This is a genomic window from Knoellia sp. LjRoot47 (assembly GCF_964253435.1).
Classification (GTDB): domain Bacteria; phylum Actinomycetota; class Actinomycetes; order Actinomycetales; family Dermatophilaceae; genus Knoellia.
This window is the reverse complement of sequence record NZ_CAXUQS020000001.1, coordinates 14,033-33,838: the sequence shown is the minus strand read 5'-3', so window position 1 is coordinate 33,838 and position 19,806 is coordinate 14,033. Positions and strand designations below refer to the sequence as shown.

14 protein-coding genes are annotated in these 19,806 nt (G+C 72.2%); 8 read left to right on the top strand and 6 right to left on the bottom strand.

Going from position 1 to position 19,806, the window contains the following annotated elements; translation table 11 throughout:
- Positions 1–41 precede the first annotated feature (41 nt).
- Complete coding sequence (locus ACSQ11_RS00135; RefSeq protein WP_436001873.1) at positions 42–584, top strand: hypothetical protein; 543 nt, start codon at positions 42–44, stop codon at positions 582–584.
- 51 nt (positions 585–635) lie between these two features.
- Here ACSQ11_RS00135 and ACSQ11_RS00130 read toward each other — a convergent pair whose 3' ends face one another.
- Complete coding sequence (locus ACSQ11_RS00130) at positions 636–848, bottom strand: helix-turn-helix domain-containing protein (RefSeq protein WP_436001871.1); 213 nt, start codon at positions 846–848, stop codon at positions 636–638.
- 254 nt (positions 849–1,102) lie between these two features.
- Between ACSQ11_RS00130 and ACSQ11_RS00125 the strand changes: the two genes are divergently transcribed.
- The 5 genes from ACSQ11_RS00125 (at position 1,103) to pruA (ending at position 6,949) form a co-directional block, all read left to right on the top strand.
- Positions 1,103–1,780, top strand: coding sequence for a hypothetical protein (locus ACSQ11_RS00125; RefSeq protein ID WP_436001869.1), 678 nt, complete (start codon positions 1,103–1,105; stop codon positions 1,778–1,780).
- Complete coding sequence (locus ACSQ11_RS00120; protein WP_436001867.1) at positions 1,777–3,213, top strand: AAA family ATPase; 1,437 nt, start codon at positions 1,777–1,779, stop codon at positions 3,211–3,213. Before ACSQ11_RS00125 ends, ACSQ11_RS00120 begins: the two co-directional genes overlap by 4 nt.
- A 65-nt stretch (positions 3,214–3,278) precedes the next feature.
- On the top strand, positions 3,279–4,718 hold the full coding sequence (locus ACSQ11_RS00115; RefSeq protein ID WP_436001865.1) for a WS/DGAT/MGAT family O-acyltransferase: 1,440 nt from the start codon (positions 3,279–3,281) through the stop codon (positions 4,716–4,718).
- Between the two features lie 11 nt (positions 4,719–4,729).
- A complete protein-coding gene (locus ACSQ11_RS00110; protein WP_436001863.1) occupies positions 4,730–5,149 on the top strand; it encodes a DUF6912 family protein in 420 nt (139 codons plus the stop codon).
- Positions 5,150–5,317: 168 nt separating this feature from the next.
- Positions 5,318–6,949, top strand: coding sequence for an L-glutamate gamma-semialdehyde dehydrogenase (pruA, locus tag ACSQ11_RS00105; protein ID WP_436001861.1), 1,632 nt, complete (start codon positions 5,318–5,320; stop codon positions 6,947–6,949).
- A gap of 84 nt (positions 6,950–7,033) precedes the next feature.
- On the opposite strand, the gene ACSQ11_RS00100 is transcribed toward pruA, so the two are convergent.
- The 3 genes from ACSQ11_RS00100 to ACSQ11_RS00090 are packed head-to-tail and all read right to left on the bottom strand — an operon-like array spanning position 7,034 to position 8,430.
- The gene (locus tag ACSQ11_RS00100; protein WP_436001859.1) at positions 7,034–7,522 is read right to left on the bottom strand and encodes a DUF2505 domain-containing protein; all 489 of its coding nucleotides are present in this window, start codon (positions 7,520–7,522) and stop codon (positions 7,034–7,036) included.
- 51 nt (positions 7,523–7,573) lie between these two features.
- A complete protein-coding gene (locus tag ACSQ11_RS00095; protein WP_436001857.1) occupies positions 7,574–8,086 on the bottom strand; it encodes a hypothetical protein in 513 nt (170 codons plus the stop codon).
- Positions 8,087–8,094: 8 nt separating this feature from the next.
- Positions 8,095–8,430, bottom strand: coding sequence for a hypothetical protein (locus ACSQ11_RS00090; RefSeq protein ID WP_436001855.1), 336 nt, complete (start codon positions 8,428–8,430; stop codon positions 8,095–8,097).
- A gap of 143 nt (positions 8,431–8,573) precedes the next feature.
- Between ACSQ11_RS00090 and ACSQ11_RS00085 the strand changes: the two genes are divergently transcribed.
- Both ACSQ11_RS00085 and ACSQ11_RS00080 read left to right on the top strand, forming a co-directional pair.
- On the top strand, positions 8,574–13,472 hold the full coding sequence (locus tag ACSQ11_RS00085; protein ID WP_436001852.1) for an NAD-glutamate dehydrogenase: 4,899 nt from the start codon (positions 8,574–8,576) through the stop codon (positions 13,470–13,472).
- A gap of 25 nt (positions 13,473–13,497) precedes the next feature.
- Positions 13,498–14,979: a sensor histidine kinase gene (locus ACSQ11_RS00080; protein ID WP_436001850.1), complete on the top strand. Its 1,482-nt coding sequence runs from the start codon at positions 13,498–13,500 to the stop codon at positions 14,977–14,979.
- Positions 14,980–15,044: 65 nt separating this feature from the next.
- Here the strand turns inward: ACSQ11_RS00080 and ACSQ11_RS00075 are convergent, their stop codons facing one another.
- Together ACSQ11_RS00075 and ACSQ11_RS00070 are read right to left on the bottom strand one after the other, a co-directional pair.
- The gene (locus ACSQ11_RS00075) at positions 15,045–15,293 is read right to left on the bottom strand and encodes a WhiB family transcriptional regulator (protein WP_035938865.1); all 249 of its coding nucleotides are present in this window, start codon (positions 15,291–15,293) and stop codon (positions 15,045–15,047) included.
- A gap of 203 nt (positions 15,294–15,496) precedes the next feature.
- Positions 15,497–19,732 carry an FtsK/SpoIIIE domain-containing protein gene (locus ACSQ11_RS00070; RefSeq protein WP_436001848.1) on the bottom strand — a complete coding sequence of 1,412 codons (4,236 nt, stop codon included), beginning with the start codon at positions 19,730–19,732 and terminating at the stop codon, positions 15,497–15,499.
- Positions 19,733–19,806: the final 74 nt, after the last annotated feature.

Below are 19,806 nucleotides of genomic sequence, written 5' to 3'. Positions count from 1 at the left end.
CGCAACACGAAGGCCGGTGGGGTCCCGCCTAGGCTCCCGGCATGCGGTGGGACCGGCTCTTCGACGACCTCGAGGCACAGCTCGGCGCCGAGGAGCGTCGTGACCGCGACTCCGAGGTGGCCGACCGGACCCGTCGCGAACGGGCACGCGTCGAGCTCGGCGCGCGGTTCGCCGCCGCCGTCGGCGCCGTCCTCCGCCTGCGCCTCGTCACCGGTGCCACGCTCACCGGCGAGCTCCTCGACCTCGGCGAGGACTGGCTCCTGCTGCGCCTCGAGAACGGGCGCGACGCCGTCGTCCCGGTCGCCGCGGTGACGGTGGTGACCGGGCTGGCACCTCGGGCGTCGGCGCAGCGGACGGCGCGGCGCTTCGCCCTCGGCTACGCGTTGCGCGGACTGGCCCGTGACCGGGCGTCGGTGGCGCTCACCGACGCGAGCGGTCGGGTCGTCACCGGGACGATCGACGTCGTGGGCGCCGACTTCCTCGACCTGGCCGAGCACGCCCTGGGCGAGAGCCGGCGCGAGGAGAACGTCCGCGGTCGCCAGACGGTCCCGTTCGCGGCCGTGGTGCTCGTCGAGGCCCGCTGATCGAGCCAGTGGCCCGGGTGGACCTCGGGCGGACCTCGAACGGGAGCGGCCTCAGTCCTCGCCGTGTGTGCGGACGAAGTCGCGGGTCTGCGAGTACATCCGCTGGATGTAGTCCTCGAGCACGGTGGTCTCGACGCGCCACTGACCACGCCCGCCGACCTTGATCGCCGGCAGGTCGCCGGAGCGCACGAGGGCGTAGGCCTGGGCCGAGGAGATGTCGAGGATCTCGGACACCTCGGTGAGCGGGATGAACCGCTTGGCCACGGGCGCTCCTCGGGTGGGTGACGGGGTCGGTGCGACGCCGGGCAGGCGTCGCAACCAAGTCTGCCACGACGGGCCGAGACGGCAGGGGCGTGCGTCCCCAGGCGCGGAGCAGGCGCCGCGGTCGTCCACAGGCCACGGGTTCTCGTCGCGCGTGCTCCCCCCGTGTGGGCCACAATCTGTCTCGGGGGGATGGACGCGGTGACCCCTCGCAGCCTGCCGACCGCCGTGTTCGAGACGATCCGGAGCCTTTCGAGATGAGCGACCTGACCACACCCACCGCCCGGCGGCTGCGCAGGCCGTCCTGGCGCGACAGCCGGCTCCTGGTCGGCGTGCTGCTCGTCCTCGCCTCGACGGCGATCGGCGCCTACGTCATGAGCCGTGCCGACGACCGCGTCCCGATGTATGCCGCGAAGACCGGGCTCCTCCCGGGGCAGCCACTCACGGCCGAGGACCTCGTGCGGGTCGACGTGCAGCTCGGCGGTGCGGCGAGCGACTACGTCGACGCCGGCGGGGGAGTGCCGGCCGACACGTTCGTCCTGCGGGAGGTCCGGGCCGGCGAGCTCATCCCGACCTCGGCCATCGGACCGCGCGCCCGAGCGACGAGCCAGCCGGTGGCGCTGCAGGTCGACGCCACCTCGGCATCGACGCTCGTCAGGGGCGCCATCGTCGACGTCTACGTCAACCGGCCGTCGGCCCCGGCCAAGGGGAGCATCGGGACGGAGTCGTTCGAGGGCCCGGAGCTCGCGCTCGAGGCCGTGAGCGTCGTGGCGCTGTCCGAGGACGGTGGCGTCATGGGCAGCGCGGGTGACACGAGGCCGGTCCAGGTCATGGTGCCCAAGGACAAGGTCCAGTCGCTCGTCGGTGACGTCGACCTCGGCGCGAGGATCACCCTCGTCGCCGTCCCCGGCGCCGTCGCGCCGAAGGCGTCATGACGACCGGCGTCATCACCGGGGTCTCGCACCACCACGAGCAGCAGCTCGTCTCGGCGCTCGAGTCCTCGGACGGGCTCGCGGTGGTGCGGCGCTGCGCCGACGTCGCGGAGCTGCTGTCGACCGGTGCGTCCGGTATCGCTGACCTCGCCGTCGTCTCGGCCGACTTCCGCGGTCTCGACCGTGACGCGCTACGCCACCTCGCCGGGCACGGGGTCCGCGTCGCGGGACTCGTGGCGGTGGGCGACGACGCCGGTGAGGCACGCCTGCGGCAGCTCGGGGTGAGCACGCTCGTGCGCCCCGATGCCGAGCCCGACGACGTCGCACGCATCCTCGTCGGCCTCGTCGAGCGGGGGAACACGTCGGGGCCCGCCCCGTCGGCCGAGCTGTCCGGTGCCGGGCCGGGCTCGGGTGGACCCGCCGACACGGCGACGCTGACCGCGGACGAGCTCACCCGTTGGCTCGACGGCTCCGTGCACGCCGAGGATGCCCGCTCGTCCGAAGGAGCCGGCGCGAACCCTCTTCGTCATCTCGGCGGCGCGGGCGACGGGGAGGGTGGCGAGGGAGGCGGCCGCACACGGGTCACGGTCGTGTGGGGACCGACCGGTGCCCCGGGCCGGACCACGCTCGCCGTCACGTTGGCCGCGTCCCTGGCCGGCCGTGGGGTGAGCACGCTGCTCGTCGACCTCGACACCTACGGCGCGAGCGTCGCCCAGGCCCTCGCGCTCATCGACGAGGCGCCCGGGGTGGCCGCGGCAGCACGCGCCTCCGAGCAAGGCACCCTCGACACGGCCTCGCTCTCGCGCGTGGCACCCGAGGTGACGCCGGGACTGAGGGTGCTCACCGGCATACCGAAGGCCGAGAGGTGGCCCGAGCTCAGGGCGGCCGCGGTCGAGGACGTCCTCGACAAGTCCCGCACCATCGCGCAGCACGTCGTCGTCGACTGCGGGTTCTCGATCGAGGACGACGAGGAGCTGAGCTACGACACCGCGGCACCCCGACGCAACGCCACCACCCTGACCGCCCTCGAGCGCGCCGACAGCCTCGTCGTCGTCGGAGCCGCCGACCCGATCGGACTCCAACGGCTCGTGCGCGCCGTCCAGGACGTGGGCGTCGTCCCGTCCCCGGAGCCGGTCATCGTCGTCAACAAGGTGCGGGCGTCGGCCGCGGGCCCCAGGCCGGAGCAGGCCATCGCCGACGTGCTCGGCAGGTTCGCCGGGCTGGAGCAGCCGATCTTCGTGCCGTGGGCACCCGACGAGTGCGACGCCGCGCTCCTCGCCGGTCGCAGCCTCGTCGAGCACGCCCCCGACGCGCCGGTGTGTCGCGCGGTCGCCCGCGTCGTCGAGGCGGTGCGCCCCGAGCTCGCCGTGACCGAGACGCGGTCTCGCCGCAGGTCAGGGGTCCGGATGCGCCGAGGGTCGCACCGCTCGGCCTGAGCTCGCCCGCGCCCGCGCTCGCCCGGGACCTTCGGCGGGCGTGGCGACCGCGACGATCTGACACCATGGGCCTCGTGTCCGACCGCATGAGCACCCTCGACAGCAGCTTCCTCACGCTGGAGAACTCGTCGACGCCCATGCACGTGGGGTCGGTCATGGTCTTCGACGCCCCCGACGGGGGGTTCGACTACGACCGCCTCGTCGGCATCATCTCGCGACGGATCGCCTACATCCCGCGCTACCGGCAGCGGGTGCGCTTCGTCCCCGGGCGGCTCGCGAACCCGGTGTGGATCGACGACGAGCGGTTCGACGTCACCTACCACGTGAGGCGGTCGGCGCTGCCGCGCCCGGGTGACGACGAGCAGCTCGAGGAGCTCATCGCCCGGATCCAGCCGCGGCAGCTGGACCGCAACCGGCCTCTGTGGGAGGTCTACCTCGTCGAGGGGCTGGCCGACGACCGGTTCGCCATCATCACCAAGACCCACCAGGCGCTCGTCGACGGGGTCAATGCCGTCGACATCGCGCACCTCATCCTCGAGGACTCCGAGACCCCGAGCTCGGAAAGCGTCGACGACACGTGGCGCCCGAGCCGTGAGCCGTCGCAGACCGAGCTCGTCGTCAGCGCACTCGCCGACACGGTCCGCGCCCCCAGCCAGGTCATCGACACCGTCCAGTCCGGCATCACCGACATCAAGGAGACAGCCGGTCGCCTCCTCGGTGCCGCGGGCGAGGTCGTCTCGGCGGTCGCCCGCGCGTCGACAAGCCCGGCGCCCGAGTCGCCGCTCAACGCGCGCGTCGGACGCGCTCGCCGGTTCGTCATGGTGGGGACCGACCTCGAGGACTACAAGAAGGTCAGGTCCCGCCTCACCAAGGGCGCGTTCGCCGACGACGTGAGCATCAACGACGTCATCCTCGCCACGGTCACCGGCGCGTTCCGCACGTGGCTCATGACGCGGGGCGAGAGCGTGCACGCCGCGACGACGATTCGCGCGATGGTCCCGGTGAGCACGCACGACGACGACAGCGAGCTCCCCGCCGGCCGCAACCTCACCGCCTGCTTCGTCGACCTTCCCGTAGGGGAGCCCGGCGCCTCGATGCGGCTGCACCAGATCGCGTTCGCGATGCGGCAGCAGATGGAGGCGGGCCGGGCCGTCGGCGCCGACACCCTCTCGGGGCTCGGCGGCTTCGCGCCGCCGACGATGCACACCCTGGCCGCCCGTCTCGGGGGCGCTGTCTCCCGGCGCCTGTTCAACGTGGCGATCACCAACGTCCCCGGTCCGCAGCACCCCCTCTACGTCGCGGGTGCGCAGATGGCCTCGACCTACCCCGTCATGCCGCTGGGCCCCAACAAGGCGCTGTCCATCGGGCTGACGTCCTACGACGGTGGCGTCTACTACGGCCTCTACGCCGACCGCGACGCCCTGCCGGACGCCGACGTCCTCGGCCAGTCCATCGTCGACGCGCTCCAGGAGCTCCTCGAGGCTCCCCGCGCTCGCGCCCGCTGAAAGGTCCCCGCATGCCGATGGTCCGCGTCTACCTCCCGCTCGACTCCTCCGCCCTCGACGCCCTGCGCCGCACCGGCGAGATCGGTCCGGCCCCGGTCTCGGGTCACGCCGCCCTGCCGTCGGGCTCGGGCCTCGCCCTCGGCAACGACGACGAGGAACGTGAGTATGCCGCGTGGTCGGCCGCCGCTGCCGACGCCGCCGAACGCGCGGCGACGGGGGAGCGCCGCGTGGTCGCCTCCGCGGACGTCGACGCCGCCGTCGTGCAACCGCTCGTCGACGGCGAGAGCGGCGTCGAGGTCGACGCCGTCGTGGCACTGCCCAGGATCGCGTCCTTCCACGTCGACGAGCAGCCGGGCGGCGAGGTGGCCGACCTCCTCTGGTACGACGTCACCGAGATCGACGACGTCATCACTCTCGTCCGCGGCGACTGACGCCCGACCACAGCCGCCGGCGGGACGGCATACGACAGCGTCCGCAGGGGTGGTCGCGAAGGTGACCAGGGTTGCGGACGCAGGCCGGCCGGGGGCGGACGCAGCCACCCCCGCCACCGTGGGACGATGGGCGGACCCCCAGCACCCCACGAATCGAGGAAGACACCGATGGACGCTGTGACCCACGTCCCTGCCCCGATCAACGAGCCGGTCCGCGACTACGCCCCCGGTAGCCCCGAGCGGGCGGCCCTCGAGGTCGCACTCGCCGAGGTCGGCAGCACGAAGTGGGACCTGCCGCACACGATCAACGGCGAGCGCGTCGAGGGGCGCGGCGCCAAGATCGACGTCCGCCAGCCGCACGCGCACCGCTCGGTGCTCGGCACCATCCGTGACGCCACCAAGACCGACGCCCGCGCCGCCGTCGACGCGGCCAACGCCGCCGCACCGGCGTGGCGCGACATGTCCTTCGACGACCGCGCCGCGATCCTGCTCAAGGCCGCCGACCTCCTCGCCGGTCCCTACCGCGCCAAGGTCAACGCGGCGACGATGCTCGGACAGAGCAAGACGGCGTACCAGGCCGAGATCGACAGCGCCTGCGAGCTCATCGACTTCTGGCGCTTCAACGTGCACTTCGCCCGCCAGATCCTCGAGGAGCAGCCTCCGGCCAACTCGCCCGGCATCTGGAACCGCACCGACTACCGCTCGCTCGAAGGCTTCGTCTACGCGATCACGCCCTTCAACTTCACCGCCATCGCCGGCAACCTGCCGACCGCGCCCGCGCTCATGGGCAACACGGTGGTCTGGAAGGCCTCGCACACGCAGGCGCTCGCGGCCCAGTTCGTCCTCGAGATCCTCGAGGAGGCCGGCATGCCGCCGGGCGTCATCAACCTCGTCACCGGCCACGGCACCGAGGTCTCCGACGTCGTCCTCAAGCACCCCGAGTTCGCCGGCCTGCACTTCACCGGCTCGACGCGCGTCTTCCAGCACCTGTGGCAGGAGATCGGGTCCAACCTCACGACCTACCGCCACTACCCGCGCATCGTCGGCGAGACCGGTGGCAAGGACTTCATCCTCGCCCACCCGAGCGCCGACCCCGACGTCGTCCGCACCGCGATGATCCGTGGCGCGTTCGAGTATCAGGGCCAGAAGTGCTCGGCCGCCTCGCGTGCGTTCATCCCGCGCAGCATCTGGAAGGTCATCAAGAAGGACCTCGTCGAGCTCACCGAGGGCCTGACGATGGGCAACGTCACCGACCTGTCGAACTTCATGGGCGCCGTCATCGACGACCGCGCGTTCGCCAAGCACAAGGCCGCGATCGACCGCGCCAAGGCCACCGCGGGCATCGACATCGTCGCCGGTGGCACCTACGACGACTCCGAGGGCTACTTCGTGCGCCCGACGATCATGGTCGGCGAGGACCCGCACGACGAGATCTTCACGACCGAGTACTTCGGTCCGCTGCTCTCGGTCCACGTCTACCCGGACCGCCAGTTCGGCAAGGTCATGGACGTCATCGACTCGGCCTCGGCCTACGCCCTCACCGGGTCGATCATCGCCCAGGACCGTGCGGCCGTCGCCGAGGCGAGCCACCGCCTGCGCTTCGCCGCCGGCAACTTCTACGTCAACGACAAACCGACCGGCGCCGTCGTCGGCCAGCAGCCGTTCGGTGGTGGGCGCGCGTCCGGCACGAACGACAAGGCCGGCTCGGCGCAGAACCTGCTGCGCTGGACGAGCCCGCGCTCGATCAAGGAGACGTTCGTCCCGCCGACGAGCCACGCCTACCCGCACATGGGCGTCTGACCCGCCTCACCCACCACTGATTGCCCCACGTCGAGGCCTCAGGGCCTCGGGGTGGGGCAATCAGTTGACCCGCCTCGGGGAGGGTCAGCCGACCCGCTGGCGGAGCAGGTCCGTCTCGGTCCTCGCCGCGAACATGAGCGGATCCGCCGCGGCCTTCTCGAGCTTGCCGCCGATGAGCGGGACGCCGGCCCTGAGCTCGCCGTCGAGCACGTGCAGCGAGCCGGACGCGGTGGGGGACAGGCGGATCGTCCCCTTGAGGGTCATCGGCGCCCCCTTGACGTGGAGGTTGAGGTCGGCCGTCCGCGAGCCGTCGGGCGCAGGGGGTCCCCACGTCTGCACCTCGACGATGGTCAGCGACTCACCGACGAAAGAGCGCGCGATGTCGGGCAGCCCGTCGGTGGGCAGGACGCGCTCGGTCGAGACGACGGCGCGGTCGCCGGTGGTCGACACGTCGGCCGTCCAGGTGCCGGTCGTCGTCGCGTCGCACTTGGCGTCCTGGAACTCCTGGTCGCACATCTGCGCGAACACGACGTCGGGTGCCGCGGGGTACTCGGCGCGGTGCGTGAACTTCATGGGTTCTCCTCACAAGGACGGCCCGGCGATCCTCTCACCCGGCACGGGTGGTCAGGCCAGGCGCAGGGTCCGCGCGAGCTCCTCGAGGTCCGTCGAGGAGGAGGCGACCTCGGCGAGCAGCCGGTCGCGGCGACGGCGGTGGTGGGCCGCGATGGCGTCGAGCTCGGACTGGACCTGGCGGACCGCCTCGCTGCGCTGCCGGGTCGTCTCGGCGTCGGCCTCACCGGTGACGCCCCAGGCCAGCGAGACCTGACCGGCCTCGACCGTGATCCCCGTGCCCGTGGCCTCGTCGACGACGGCGCGGGCGCGAGCCTGGAGCCCGCTCAGCTCGACGGCATACGCCTGGAGTGCCGCCCCGACCGTCTCGGCGTGTCGCATGCCCTCGGCGAGGCTCGCGAGCGCGCGCTGCCCCTCCTTGCGCGTGCGCACGGACGTCGACGTCGCCCACGTCCCCTTGAGCGAGGCGTATGCCGTCTCGCTGCGTGCGCCGGCGGCCGCCAGGTCGCGCGCAGCGCGCCTCGTGGCCGCACCGATCGCGGAGAGGGACCCGGGGTCGCCGGGCACGACGCCCCTCACGGTTGGTCCACGGAGGCGTCGAGGGGCGAGGCGTTGCTCGCGACGTGCGTCGAGTCGTCGGCGGGTGCGACCACGACCGGATCGTCGTCCGGGGCCTGACGGGCCTGCGCTCGGGCCAGCGTCGCGCGGTGCTGCCCGGCCACCTCGTCGACCGCCCGGAGCAGGTCGACCACGTGGTCGACCCACCCGTCGACGGTCCGCTGCGCGTCGGGCTCACCGAGGACGACGAGGCTCGCGAGGAGGTCGTCCTCGGCGCGGCTGACGGCATCGGACAGGCTGTGCAGGACGTCGCTCACCGCGGGAAGTGCCGGGGGTTCGGAGGGCCTGCGCACTCCGTCACTCTAGTGCTCACACGCCCCACGTCCGGGCCCTCGTCCACAGCCCTGCGGACCTGAGTAGTCTCGGTGTCGGACACAGTGCCGTGTCCCGCCGAGACCATCGGTGAAGCCGCAACGCAAAGGATTGACAGCGCACCATGACTGAGTCATCGGTCCACCCCCGATCGACCACACTGGACGCCATCGTCACGGCTTTCGCCGGCCTCGACCCGAGACCGGACGGGGCGGCCATCGTCGGCCACTACTTCCGGCACGTGCCCGACGAGGAGCTGAGCGCGCGCCCCGCACGCACCCTCGCCGGCGCGGTGAAGTCCCACCTCGACCTCGCCGAGACCCGCACACCCGGCACCGCGGCGGTCCGGGTCTTCAACCCGACGACCGAGTCCGACGGCTGGTCCAGCGCGCGCAGCGTCATCCAGGTCGTCACCGACGACATGCCCTTCCTCGTCGACTCGGTGACCAGCGCGCTCGTGCAGCGCGACATCGACATCCACCTCGTCATCCACCCCCAGTTCAAGGTCCGACGTGACGACGCGGGACATCTGGTCGAGACCTGCGACGACGACGGCTCCGGCCCGAGCCACGAGGACCCCGACGTCCACAACGAGTCCTGGATCCTCCTGACGATCGACCGTGAGGGCGACCAGGCCGACCGCGACCAGCTCGCCGCCGTCCTCGACAACGTCCTCGTCGACGTGCGCGAGGCCGTCACCGACTGGCCGACGATGCGCACCCGCTGCCTCGTCATCGCCGCCGAGCTCGAGGGCGCCCCGCCGCAGGGTGTCGACGCGAGCGAGGTCTCGCAGGCCAGCGCGTTCCTGAGGTGGATGGCCGACAACCACTTCACCTTCCTCGGCTACCGCGAGTACTCCCTCGAGGAGACCTCCGAGGGCGACGTCATCCGGCCCCTCCCGGGGACCGGGCTCGGCATGCTCAAGCAGGACCCGCCGGCCGACAAGAAGCTCACCCCTCTCTCGCCCCAGTCGAGCCGCAAGGCCCGCGAGCGTGGGGTGCTCGTCCTCACCAAGGCGAACTCGCGCTCGACGGTGCACCGGCCGGCATACCTCGACTACGTCGGCATCCGGACCTACGCGGCGGACGGGAGCACCGCGGGCGAGAAGCGCTTCCTCGGCCTCTACGCGTCGACCGCCTACACCGAGTCGGTGCTGCGGCTGCCCGTCGTGGCCGAGAAGGTGCAGGCCGTCCTCGAGAAGTCCGGGCTCGCCGCCGACTCGCACACGGGCAAGGACCTGCTCGAGGTGCTCGAGACCTACCCGCGCGACGAGCTCATCCAGGGCACCCCCGAGGAGCTCTACGAGACGGCGATGGCGGTGACCCAGCTCCAGGAGCGGCGTCGCACCAAGCTCTTCCTGCGCGAGGACGACTTCGGGCGCTTCGTCTCGTGCCAGGTCTACATCCCGCGCGACCGCTACAACACCGGCGTGCGCACGCGCATGGCGGCGATCCTCAAGGACACGTTCGGCGGCGAGAGCGTCGAGTTCACCGCCCGGGTGAGTGAACGAGCCCTCTCCCGGCTCCAGTTCGTCGTGCGCGTTCCCGTCGGCGAGCGGGTCCGGCACCTCGATGAGGCCGAGCGCGCCGACCTCGAGCGCCGTCTCGTCGAGGTCAGCCGCAACTGGGCCGACCGCCTCGGCGACGGGCTGCGCGACCGGCTCGGTGAGGTCGAGGGGGATCGCCTGCTCGACCGGTTCGGGCGTGGGTTCCCCACGGCATACGAGGAGACCTTCTCGGTCGTTCAGGGTGTCGCGGACCTGCACCACCTCGACGGGCTGAGCGACGAGCGGCGCACGAGCGTCGCGCTCTACCGCCCCGCAGACTCGCCCGAGAGCATCCGCCGCTTCAAGCTCTTCCGCGCGGATCCCTTGTCGCTCACCGACATCCTGCCGATCTTCACGGACATGGGTGTCGAGGTCGTCGACGAGCAGCCCTACGAGGTGAGCCGTTCCGACGGCGTCCAGCTGCACGTCTACGACTTCGGCCTTCGGGTCCAGGACGACCAGATCTGGGCCGGGATCGCGCACGAGGACCTGCGTGACCTCTTCGAGGGTGCGGTGCTCGCCGTGTGGGACGGCCGCGCCGAGTCCGACGGGTTCAACCAGCTCGTCCTCGCCGCCCGGCTCACGTGGCGCCAGGTCGTCGTCCTGCGCACGGTGGCCAAGTACCTCCGCCAGACGCAGGCGACGTTCAGCCAGTCGTACTTCGAGGACGCGCTCGTCGGCAACCCCTCGATCGCGGTCGACCTCGTCGCCTTCTTCGAGGCACGATTCGACCCCGAGTCCTTCGGTGGCGACGAGGTCGAGCAGCGCGCAGCCCGGGAGCAGGAGATCGCGGACCGCATCACCGCCGCGCTCGACGACGTCAGCTCGCTCGACGAGGACCGCATCATCCGCGCGTTCCTCTCGGTGATGAAGGCTGCACTGCGCACCAACTTCTTCCAGCCGGGTGCCGACGGCGAGCCCAAGGCCTACGTCTCCCTCAAGCTCGACCCCACGGCGATCCCGGATCTCCCGGCGCCGCGCCCGGCCTACGAGATCTGGGTCTACAGCCCCCAGGTCGAGGGCGTGCACCTGCGCTTCGGCTCGGTCGCGCGTGGCGGGCTGCGGTGGAGCGACCGCCGCGAGGACTTCCGCACCGAGATCCTCGGGCTCGTCAAGGCGCAGATGGTCAAGAACGCCGTCATCGTGCCGACCGGCTCCAAGGGTGGCTTCTACGCCAAGAAGCTGCCCGACCCCGCGGTGTCGCGCGAAGCGTGGCTCGAGGAGGGTCAGTCGGCCTACCGCACCTTCATCTCGGGCCTGCTCGACGTCACCGACAACCGCGTCGGGGCCGACATCGTCCCGCCGGAGCGCGTGGTGCGCCACGACGGCGACGACCCCTACCTCGTCGTCGCCGCCGACAAGGGCACGGCGACGTTCTCCGACATCGCCAACGGTGTCGCCCAGTCCTACGGGTTCTGGCTCGACGACGCGTTCGCCTCCGGCGGCTCGGCCGGCTACGACCACAAGGCGATGGGGATCACCGCCCGCGGCGCGTGGGAGTCGGTCAAGCGCCACTTCCGCGAGATGGGGATCGACACCCAGACCGAGGACTTCACCGCGGTCGGCGTCGGCGACATGAGCGGTGACGTGTTCGGCAACGGCATGCTGCTCTCCGAGCACATCCGTCTCGTCGCAGCCTTCGACCACCGCCATGTGTTCGTCGACCCGAACCCCGTTGCGGCACAGTCGTTCCACGAGCGCAAGCGGCTCTTCGACCTGCCGCGCTCGTCGTGGGACGACTACGACCGCTCCCTCATCTCGCCCGGCGGCGGCGTCTTCCCGCGGTCGCTCAAGTCGATCAGCGTGACCGCCGAGATGCGCGACGCGCTCGGCCTCGCCGACGACGTCCGGACGTTGACGCCGACCGAGCTGATCCACGCCATCCTGCTCGCGCCGGTCGACCTGCTCTGGAACGGCGGCATCGGCACCTACGTCAAGGCGACCAGCGAGGACCACCTCGCAATCGGCGACCGAGCCAACGACACGATCCGCGTCAACGGCAGCGAGCTGCGCGTCAAGGTCGTCGGTGAGGGCGGCAACCTGGGCCTCTCGCAGCTCGGGCGCATCGAGGCCTCGCTGTCCGGCGTCCGCGTCAACACCGACGCGATCGACAACAGCGCCGGTGTCGACACCTCCGACCACGAGGTCAACATCAAGATCGCCCTCGGCGACGTCGTCCGCCGCGGCGACCTCACCACCGAGGAGCGCAACACCCTGCTCGCCTCGATGACCGACGACGTCGCCGCGCACGTCCTGCGCGACAACTACGAGCAGAACGTCCTCCTCGGCAACGCCCGCGCCCAGGATTTGTCCATGGTGCCGGTGCACGTGCGGCTCATGAACTGGCTCGAGGAGCGCGGCGAGCTCGACCGGTCGCTGGAGTTCCTCCCGACCGACGCCGAGATCGAGAAGCGGGCCTCCGAGGGCCTTGGCCTGAAGTCGCCGGAGTTCTCGGTGCTCGTCGCCTACTCCAAGCTCGCGCTCAAGAAGGACATCCTCGCGAGCGACCTGCCCGACGACCCGTACTTCGCGGCGACCCTCTCGCACTACTTCCCGAAGGCGCTGCGCGAACCGTATGCCGCAGAGCTGGGTGAGCACCCCCTGCGCCGCGAGATCATCACGAACTCCGTCGTGAACTCGATGGTCAACCGGGGTGGCATCACCTTCGCGTTCCGCGCGCAGGAGGAGGTCACGGGCACCCCCGACCAGGTGGCCCGCGCCTACATCGTGTGCCGCGAGGTCTTCGACCTACGTGGGTTCGTCGAGTCGGTCGAGGCGCTCGACAACGTCCTGCCGACCACGGTCCAGACCGAGCTCTATCTCGAGTTCCGGCGCCTGCTCGACCGTGCGGTGCGATGGCTGCTCGCGGCTCGGCCCTCCGGTCTGGACATCACCACCGAGGTGGAGCGGTTCGCACCGGTCGTCGCGGACCTCGTGCCGCGCATCCCCGACATGCTTCAGGGCGGCGAGAGGGAGCGCGTTCTGGCCCAGACCAAGCACTGGGAGGACGAGGGCGTGCCCTCCGAGCTCGCCGCGCGCAGCGCGTCACTGCTCGACAGCTATTCGCTGCTCGACGTGGTCGAGATCGCGTCGGACGTCGGCCACACGGCGGGCGACGTCGCCGAGGTCTACTTCAGGATGTCGGAGCGTTTCGGGATCGACGGGATGCTCACCCGGGTCGCAAGCCTGCCGCGCGACGACCGCTGGGACGCTCTCGCCCGTGGAGCCCTGCGCGACGACCTCTACTCGGTGCTGGAGTCGTTCACCCGCAACGCCTTCGAGTTCGACAACGACCTCGATGACGACGGCGTCGTCACGGCCGAGGAGCGCATCCTCGCCTGGGACGAGGCCAGCGACGGCGCCGCGGAGCGGGTCGGCAACCAGCTGGCCGGCATACGTTCGCTCGAGAAGCCGAACATCGCGGCCCTCTCGGTCGCGCTGCGCACGCTCCGGTCCGTGGTCCGGCAGGGGAGCTGACGGCGAGACGTCCTAGGCTCGCCGCGTGAGCACACTCGCCGAATCGCTCAGGGCGTCGACGACCCTCGAGGACCACGACATCGAATGGGTCCACCTGGTCGTCGGCGACTGGCAGCTCATCGCCGACCTCTCGTTCGCCGACCTCGTGCTCTGGGTCCCGACCGGTCTCGACGGGTGGAGAGCGGTCGCCCACGTGCGGCCCAACACCGGCCCCATGGTGTTCTACGACGATGTCGTCGGGCGCACGTCCGGGCGGTGGCGCGAACCGATCCTGTCCGAGGCCTACCGCCACCGGCGGATCGTCAACGGCCGTGAGCCCGAGGGCCACGGCGAGACGGCGGTGCGCGAGCAGGCCATCCCGGTGGTGCGCAACGGGCGGGCTCTCGCGGTCATCACCCGCCACAGCAACGTCATCACCGGGCGCACACCGAGCCGGCTCGAGCTGACCTACCGGCTGCTGGCCGAGTCGATGACGACGATGATCGCCGCGGGGGAGTTCCCGAGCACGGCGGCGCCGACAGGGGCCCGTCGCGGAGCGCCCCGCGTCGGCGACGGTGTGGTCCACCTCGACGTCGAAGGCAGCGTCCTCTATGCGAGCCCCAACGCGATCAGTGCGATCCACCGCCTCGGGCACCGTGGTGACGTCGTGGGGGAGGTGCTCGCCACCGTGGTCGCCGACCTGCTCCAGGCGTCGGGCTCGACGGTGGACGAGTCGCTCGCCGTGGTCATCACCGGCCGTGCCCCGTGGTGGACCGAGGTGTCGACCCAGTCGGCCAGCGTGAGCCTGCGGGCCATCCCGCTCACCGACCACGGCACGCGCACGAGCGCGATGCTGCTGCTGCGTGACGTCTCCGAGCTGCGCCGGCGCGAACAGGAGCTCATCACCAAGGACGCGACGATCCGCGAGATCCACCACCGGGTCAAGAACAACCTGCAGACCGTCGCGGCCCTGCTGCGGCTGCAGTCGCGCCGTGTCCCCGACGAGGGCGCGCGCAACGCCCTCGACGAGGCCGTGCGGCGGGTCGGGACGATCGCCCTCGTGCACGAGACCCTGAGCCAGGGCATCGACGAGACGGTGAACTTCGACGAGATCGCCCTTCAGGGCTTGCGGGCCGTTGTCGACGTGGCCGTCACGGAGCACCGGGTGGAGTCGACCCTCACCGGTTCGTTCGGCCGGATGCGGGCCGAGGACGCGACCTCGCTCGCGATGATCGTCTCCGAGCTCGTCCAGAATGCTGTCGAGCACGGCCTTGCGTCGCGGGGCGGGGTCATCCGGCTGCACGTCGACCGCACCGAGGTGGAGCCCGGTGTCGACGGCCTGACCGTGACCATCACCGACGACGGCACGGGCCTGCCCGCCGGGTTCCGCCCGGTGCTCGCCGGTCTGGGCACGCGCATCGTGACCTCGCTCGTCCAGGACCTGCAGGGCCGGATCCGCTGGGAGCCGGCGACGCCCCACGGCACCCGGGTCGAGTTCACCGCCCGGCTCCGGCCACTCACGCGCTGATGCGCCCCGGACAACGAGAACGGCCCCGCCGTGTCGGGCGGGGCCGTCGATTCCGAGTCTGTGGGTCAGCCGGCGCGGCGGGCGCGGGCGTTGCGACGCTTGAGAGCGCGGCGCTCGTCCTCCGAGAGCCCGCCCCAGACGCCGGCGTCCTGTCCGGACTCCAGCGCCCACTTGAGGCAGGTGTCGACGACGTCGCACCGGCGGCAGACTGCCTTGGCTTCCTCGATCTGCATGATCGCCGGGCCGGTGTTCCCGATCGGGAAGAACAGCTCGGGATCCTCATCGAGGCAGGCAGCGCGGTCGCGCCAATCCATGGGTGGTGCTCCTTGTCCGTGGAGATCAATGGGGCTGGCCGCTAGCAGGGGTGGAGCAGGGGCCAACATGAGGTTGCGCCCTTGCAAACCTGAAGGACGTCAACACGCAGACGTCCGAAGTGTCAGTCTAGACCCACCAACCCAATTCGGAACAGTGCCAACGGGCGAGAATCTCGATCGCTCCACCGCTTCCGCGGCGTCCATCACACGCAACGAACGGTCGGACGCAGACGTTCCGACGGGCCGGGTCCCCTCGACCCCCGGTGGGCCGCGTCCCGGACCGTCGCCACCTGGACCTCCTCGCAGACCCGGCCGCTGATGAGCAGGGCCCGCCCCGGCACCGGCAAGACCCCGCGCGGGACCCGGACGCCGAACCCTTCACCGTCTCCGGGGACGCGGGGGGAGAGGAGCAGTCCCGCCTGGGCCCGGGCGACCGCGGGCACGAGGCCACGGAACTGTGCCGTGGCCGCGGCCACGGTCGAGGCCGCGACGACGAGGCCCCGATCGCGCTCGGCGACGGCGGTGAGCTCGACGACAGCGGCCTCGACGGGTGTGCTGTCCAGGCGGTCGGCGTCGTCGACGAGGACCACGAGGTCGGGGCAACGCCGCTTGGCGTCGACGAGCACGTCTGCGCCCCATGGGTCGACCCGGAACGCCTCGCCGACTCGGACCACCTCGCCGGGCGCCCACCTGTCCGTGACGTCGGCGACCGCCCGGCGCAGGGAACGCGCCACCGGCCCGTCCGGTCCCTCGACGACGGCGACCGTGCGTCCGGCGAGCACGGCGGACGCACCGACCACGGCGAGAGCGGTGGAGCGGCCGGAGCCGGGGTGCCCCGCAAAGAGCACGCGCCGGCCGTGACGTGCCGGCTCGAGGAACGCCGTCGACCCGGACTCGGCCGAGAGGCCCAGCGCGAACCGCTCGCCCGAAAGCTGCGCGCCCGATGCCGCGAGCACGTCCACGATGTCCACCCGTGAGGGCAGCCTGGGCACCTCGAGGGGGAGCGGGGCGGCTGGATCACGAGGAGCGGCCTCGGCGAGCGGGTCGCGCCGGGCGAGCTGGACCTCGGCTCGGTCACGCAGCCGCACGGCACGTCCGGGCGCCGTGCTCGATGGGAGGTCGCGACGGGAGAGACCGGCATACGTCGCGTCGGAGGGGTCGGCGAGCGGCAGGACGAAGGTCTCGGCGGCGACCGACCCCAGCCGGCTCGACAGGACGGAGCGGTCACCCGTCACGACGGCACGCAACGAGGTGTCGCCGGCCTGGAGGAGGGCGAGCACGTCGTCGCGCAGACCGCCCAGGGAGAGGTCACCCTCGGTGTCGAGCCGCTCCCAGCCGTCGACGACGAGCAGCACCGGGTGAGTCGGCTGGCCGACGGCGTCGACGTCGGCGCGGAGGCGCTGAAGGAGCCGGCGTACGCGGGACACGTCGCCGGCGTCCACCACGGTGCCCACATGCGGCAACGCCTCGAGGTCGGCGAGCTGACCACTCGTGTCGATGACGTGGACGTGGGTGGCCGACCCGGGTGGGGCGACGTGCGCGGCGACGATGGAGCGCGCGGCCGTGGTCCGTCCGGAGCGCGGACCGCCCGCCACCAACCAGTGCCCGTCGCCCTCGTGAGCGAGGACGACCTGCCGCTGGGCCGCTGGGAGGTCGATCAGCCCGACGCCCCCGACGCCGACCTCCGCCACGCCCAGCTCCTCGGCCAGCGGTTCGAGCCACGGGCGGTGGGGAACGCCTACGGCGCCGGTCAGTGCGGCCCCGCGCAGCAGGGACGCCAGCGCGGCGAGGCCCTCCGGCGCGTCGCCGCCCGGTGCCGACGGGCGCACTGCCCGCAGCGCACCCGTCGACGTGGACACCCGTCCGGCAGGGTCGAGGACGTCGACGCGCAGCTCGGTCGAGGTCGCGGGACCACCGACGCGTGCGGCCTGGAACTCGACGAGGTCACCGTCACCGCCGCGGGCGAACCCGCGTCCCGGACGGTCCGGGGAGACACGGGCGGCGTCGGGGGCGCCGATGACGTCGGTGGAGTCGGCGACGTCGCGCACGCGCATCGCGATGCGGAGGTTGACGTTGGCCGCGATGTCGGTCGTGACCGCGCCAGCCGGACGCTGCGTGGCCAGGACGAGGTGGAGTCCGAGCGAACGACCGACCGCCGCGAGTGCCACCATCCCGTCGACGAAGTCCGGCAGCTCTTCGGCGAGCATGCGGAACTCGTCGATGACGATGACGAGCCGGGGCAAGGAGCCGCCGCGCCTCCGGTGGTCCTCGAAGTCGCGCGCGCCGGACGCGGCCAGCAGCGATTCACGACGGTCCACCTCGGCTCCCAGACTCACGAGCGCGCGCCGGGCGAGGCCGTCGTCGAGGTTGGTGACGAGGCCGACCGTGTGGGGGAGGTCGGCGCATTCGCCGAAGGCCGAGCCGCCCTTGTAGTCGACGAGGACGAACGACACGTCCCGCGGCGAGCACTCGAGGGCCAGCGACGCCACGAGCGTGCGCAGGAGCTCGGACTTGCCCGAGCCCGTGGTGCCACCGACGAGCACGTGCGGGCCGTCGGTGGTGAGGTCGACCGTCCACGGCTGTCCGGCGAGGCTGCCCAGCCGCGCCACCGGCCTGCCGTCGCCGGTCCGCCAGTGCTCGACGACGGACGTCAGGCACGAGGCGTCGTCGGCTGCCGCCGGTCCGAGCCAGGTCACGAGGTCGAGCAGGTCCACGGAGTGGGGCACCACCTCGCCGCCTGTCGTCGCGTCGACCAGCGGTGCGAGCGCGCGGCCCATCCGCTCCCCCCACCACCACCCGACGAGGTCGACGGTGAACGCCGGGACCGGCTCACGCCCGTCGACGTCCAGCCGGGCGGTGCCGTCTCCGACGCCCTGACCCAGCCCGACGACGGCGTGGCAGGACCCCGGCAGCGAGCTCGCGGACGCAGCGCCGACGAGGCAGACGACACCCAGACCACGACCACGGTCGAGGAGGTCGAGCAGCTCGCCCGCCGTGGCGCTGTCGCACTCGGTGAGCACCACGACGACGAACGGGTGCGGCGACGGCGTCCCGCGCTCGCGCTCGTCCTCCCGACTCGTGACGACCTCGCGGAGCACGTCCAGACACGTCGGGAGATCTGCGTATGCCGTCGTGTGGGGCAGCCATCTCGCCCACGACAGGGTGTCGGCCGCGTCCTCGGAGTCGACCACGACTCGTAGGTCGCGCGGTGAGTGCAGCGTCACGAGCTGCCCGAGCACGTGGCAGACGACGCCCGCGACATCCGCCCTCGGCCCGGCGACCCCGAGACCGCCGACCGACGTCAGGTCGACCTCGACGGGCAGGTCCGCGAGCAGAGGGTGCTCGCCGGCGCCACCGCCCGCCGGTGCCCAGCCGGATCGCGACGGCAGCTCGCCGACGCCCACCCGCACCCGACCGAAGTCCGGGGCGGCGCGCCGTCGCTCCCACAACCGCGGACCCGGACCGGTCGCGATCGCGAGGAGGGTGGCGGCGTCGGGGAGGGCGCGCCAGCGCTGGTCGCGCTCGAGGGTGCGGACGGCGTCGAGCTCCTCGCGCCGGACGGCCAGCTCGGCCTCGTGGGCGGCGACCTCGCGGGCGTGCTCGCGCCGTCCGCCGACGCGGTCGGCGAGCACGTTGCCCACGAGCATGAGCGGTGAGAGCAGGGCGAACGCGAGCATCTGCACCCCGAAGACGAGGGCGAGGAGCGCGGCGAACGGGAGGGGGAGGGCGGCGGCAAGCCACGGGACACGGGTGCGGCGAGGCGGAGTGGGAGGCGTCGGCGCGACCACCGTCACGGTGAGCTGCGGTGGGAGCGGGCGAGGCGCGCGGTTGACCGTGACCCGGCCGTCCCCAGGTGCGTGGGTGGGGGTCACCGTGTCGCCGGAGCGCTGGAGCCGCAGCAGGCTCGATCCGATGGCGACGAGCTCACCGCCGGCCACGACGCACGAGTCCCCGGCGAGCAGCGTGGTGCCGCACCGGGTGCCGTTGGTCGACGACAGGTCGGTGACGCGAAAACCGCTGTCGTCGGGGGCGATCCGCACGTGCCGCCGGCTCAGCCGTTCGTCGTCGAGGCTCAGCCCGAGGCCCGCGGACCGTCCGACGACGACCCCTTCCGGAGGCACCGGACAGCGACGGCCCGCGTCGGGTCCCGCCACGACGACGAGGTCGATCGGTCCCGCGGCCGGACCGGCGGACCGGACGGGCTCGCCGAGCACGAGCGTCGCGCCGTGGACGAGGGGCGGCACCCCGACGACGGCCTCGTCGCCGACGATGCGTCCCTGGCAGGACACGTGGGCCGACCTCGCCCCGACCACCTCGCCGAGGACGGGCCGAACGTCCTTGAACGTCGTGCCCGGGGGTGCCGTCACGCGCACGTCCACACCCGCGTGACGTCGCGACGGCAGAAGGACGGTGAGGTCCAGCACGGTCGAGTTCCCCATGCCGAGCAGGCTAGGGAGAACGGCTCAGCCGCCCGTGGGGTTGTCCACAGCCCTCAGGCAGACCGAACCGAACC

Bases quoted from the DNA above. Each gene is read 5' to 3' on its own strand.
- ACSQ11_RS00135 (WP_436001873.1), top strand. From the start codon at position 42: ATGCGGTGGGACCGGCTCTTCGACGACCTCGAGGCACAGCTCGGCGCC.
- ACSQ11_RS00125 (WP_436001869.1), top strand. From the start codon at position 1,103: ATGAGCGACCTGACCACACCCACCGCCCGGCGGCTGCGCAGGCCGTCC.
- ACSQ11_RS00120 (WP_436001867.1), top strand. From the start codon at position 1,777: ATGACGACCGGCGTCATCACCGGGGTCTCGCACCACCACGAGCAGCAG.
- ACSQ11_RS00115 (WP_436001865.1), top strand. From the start codon at position 3,279: ATGGGCCTCGTGTCCGACCGCATGAGCACCCTCGACAGCAGCTTCCTC.
- ACSQ11_RS00110 (WP_436001863.1), top strand. From the start codon at position 4,730: ATGCCGATGGTCCGCGTCTACCTCCCGCTCGACTCCTCCGCCCTCGAC.
- pruA (WP_436001861.1), top strand. From the start codon at position 5,318: ATGGACGCTGTGACCCACGTCCCTGCCCCGATCAACGAGCCGGTCCGC.
- ACSQ11_RS00100 (WP_436001859.1), bottom strand. From the start codon at position 7,522: ATGAAGTTCACGCACCGCGCCGAGTACCCCGCGGCACCCGACGTCGTG.
- ACSQ11_RS00085 (WP_436001852.1), top strand. From the start codon at position 8,574: ATGACTGAGTCATCGGTCCACCCCCGATCGACCACACTGGACGCCATC.
- ACSQ11_RS00075 (WP_035938865.1), bottom strand. From the start codon at position 15,293: ATGGATTGGCGCGACCGCGCTGCCTGCCTCGATGAGGATCCCGAGCTG.
- ACSQ11_RS00070 (WP_436001848.1), bottom strand. From the start codon at position 19,732: ATGGGGAACTCGACCGTGCTGGACCTCACCGTCCTTCTGCCGTCGCGA.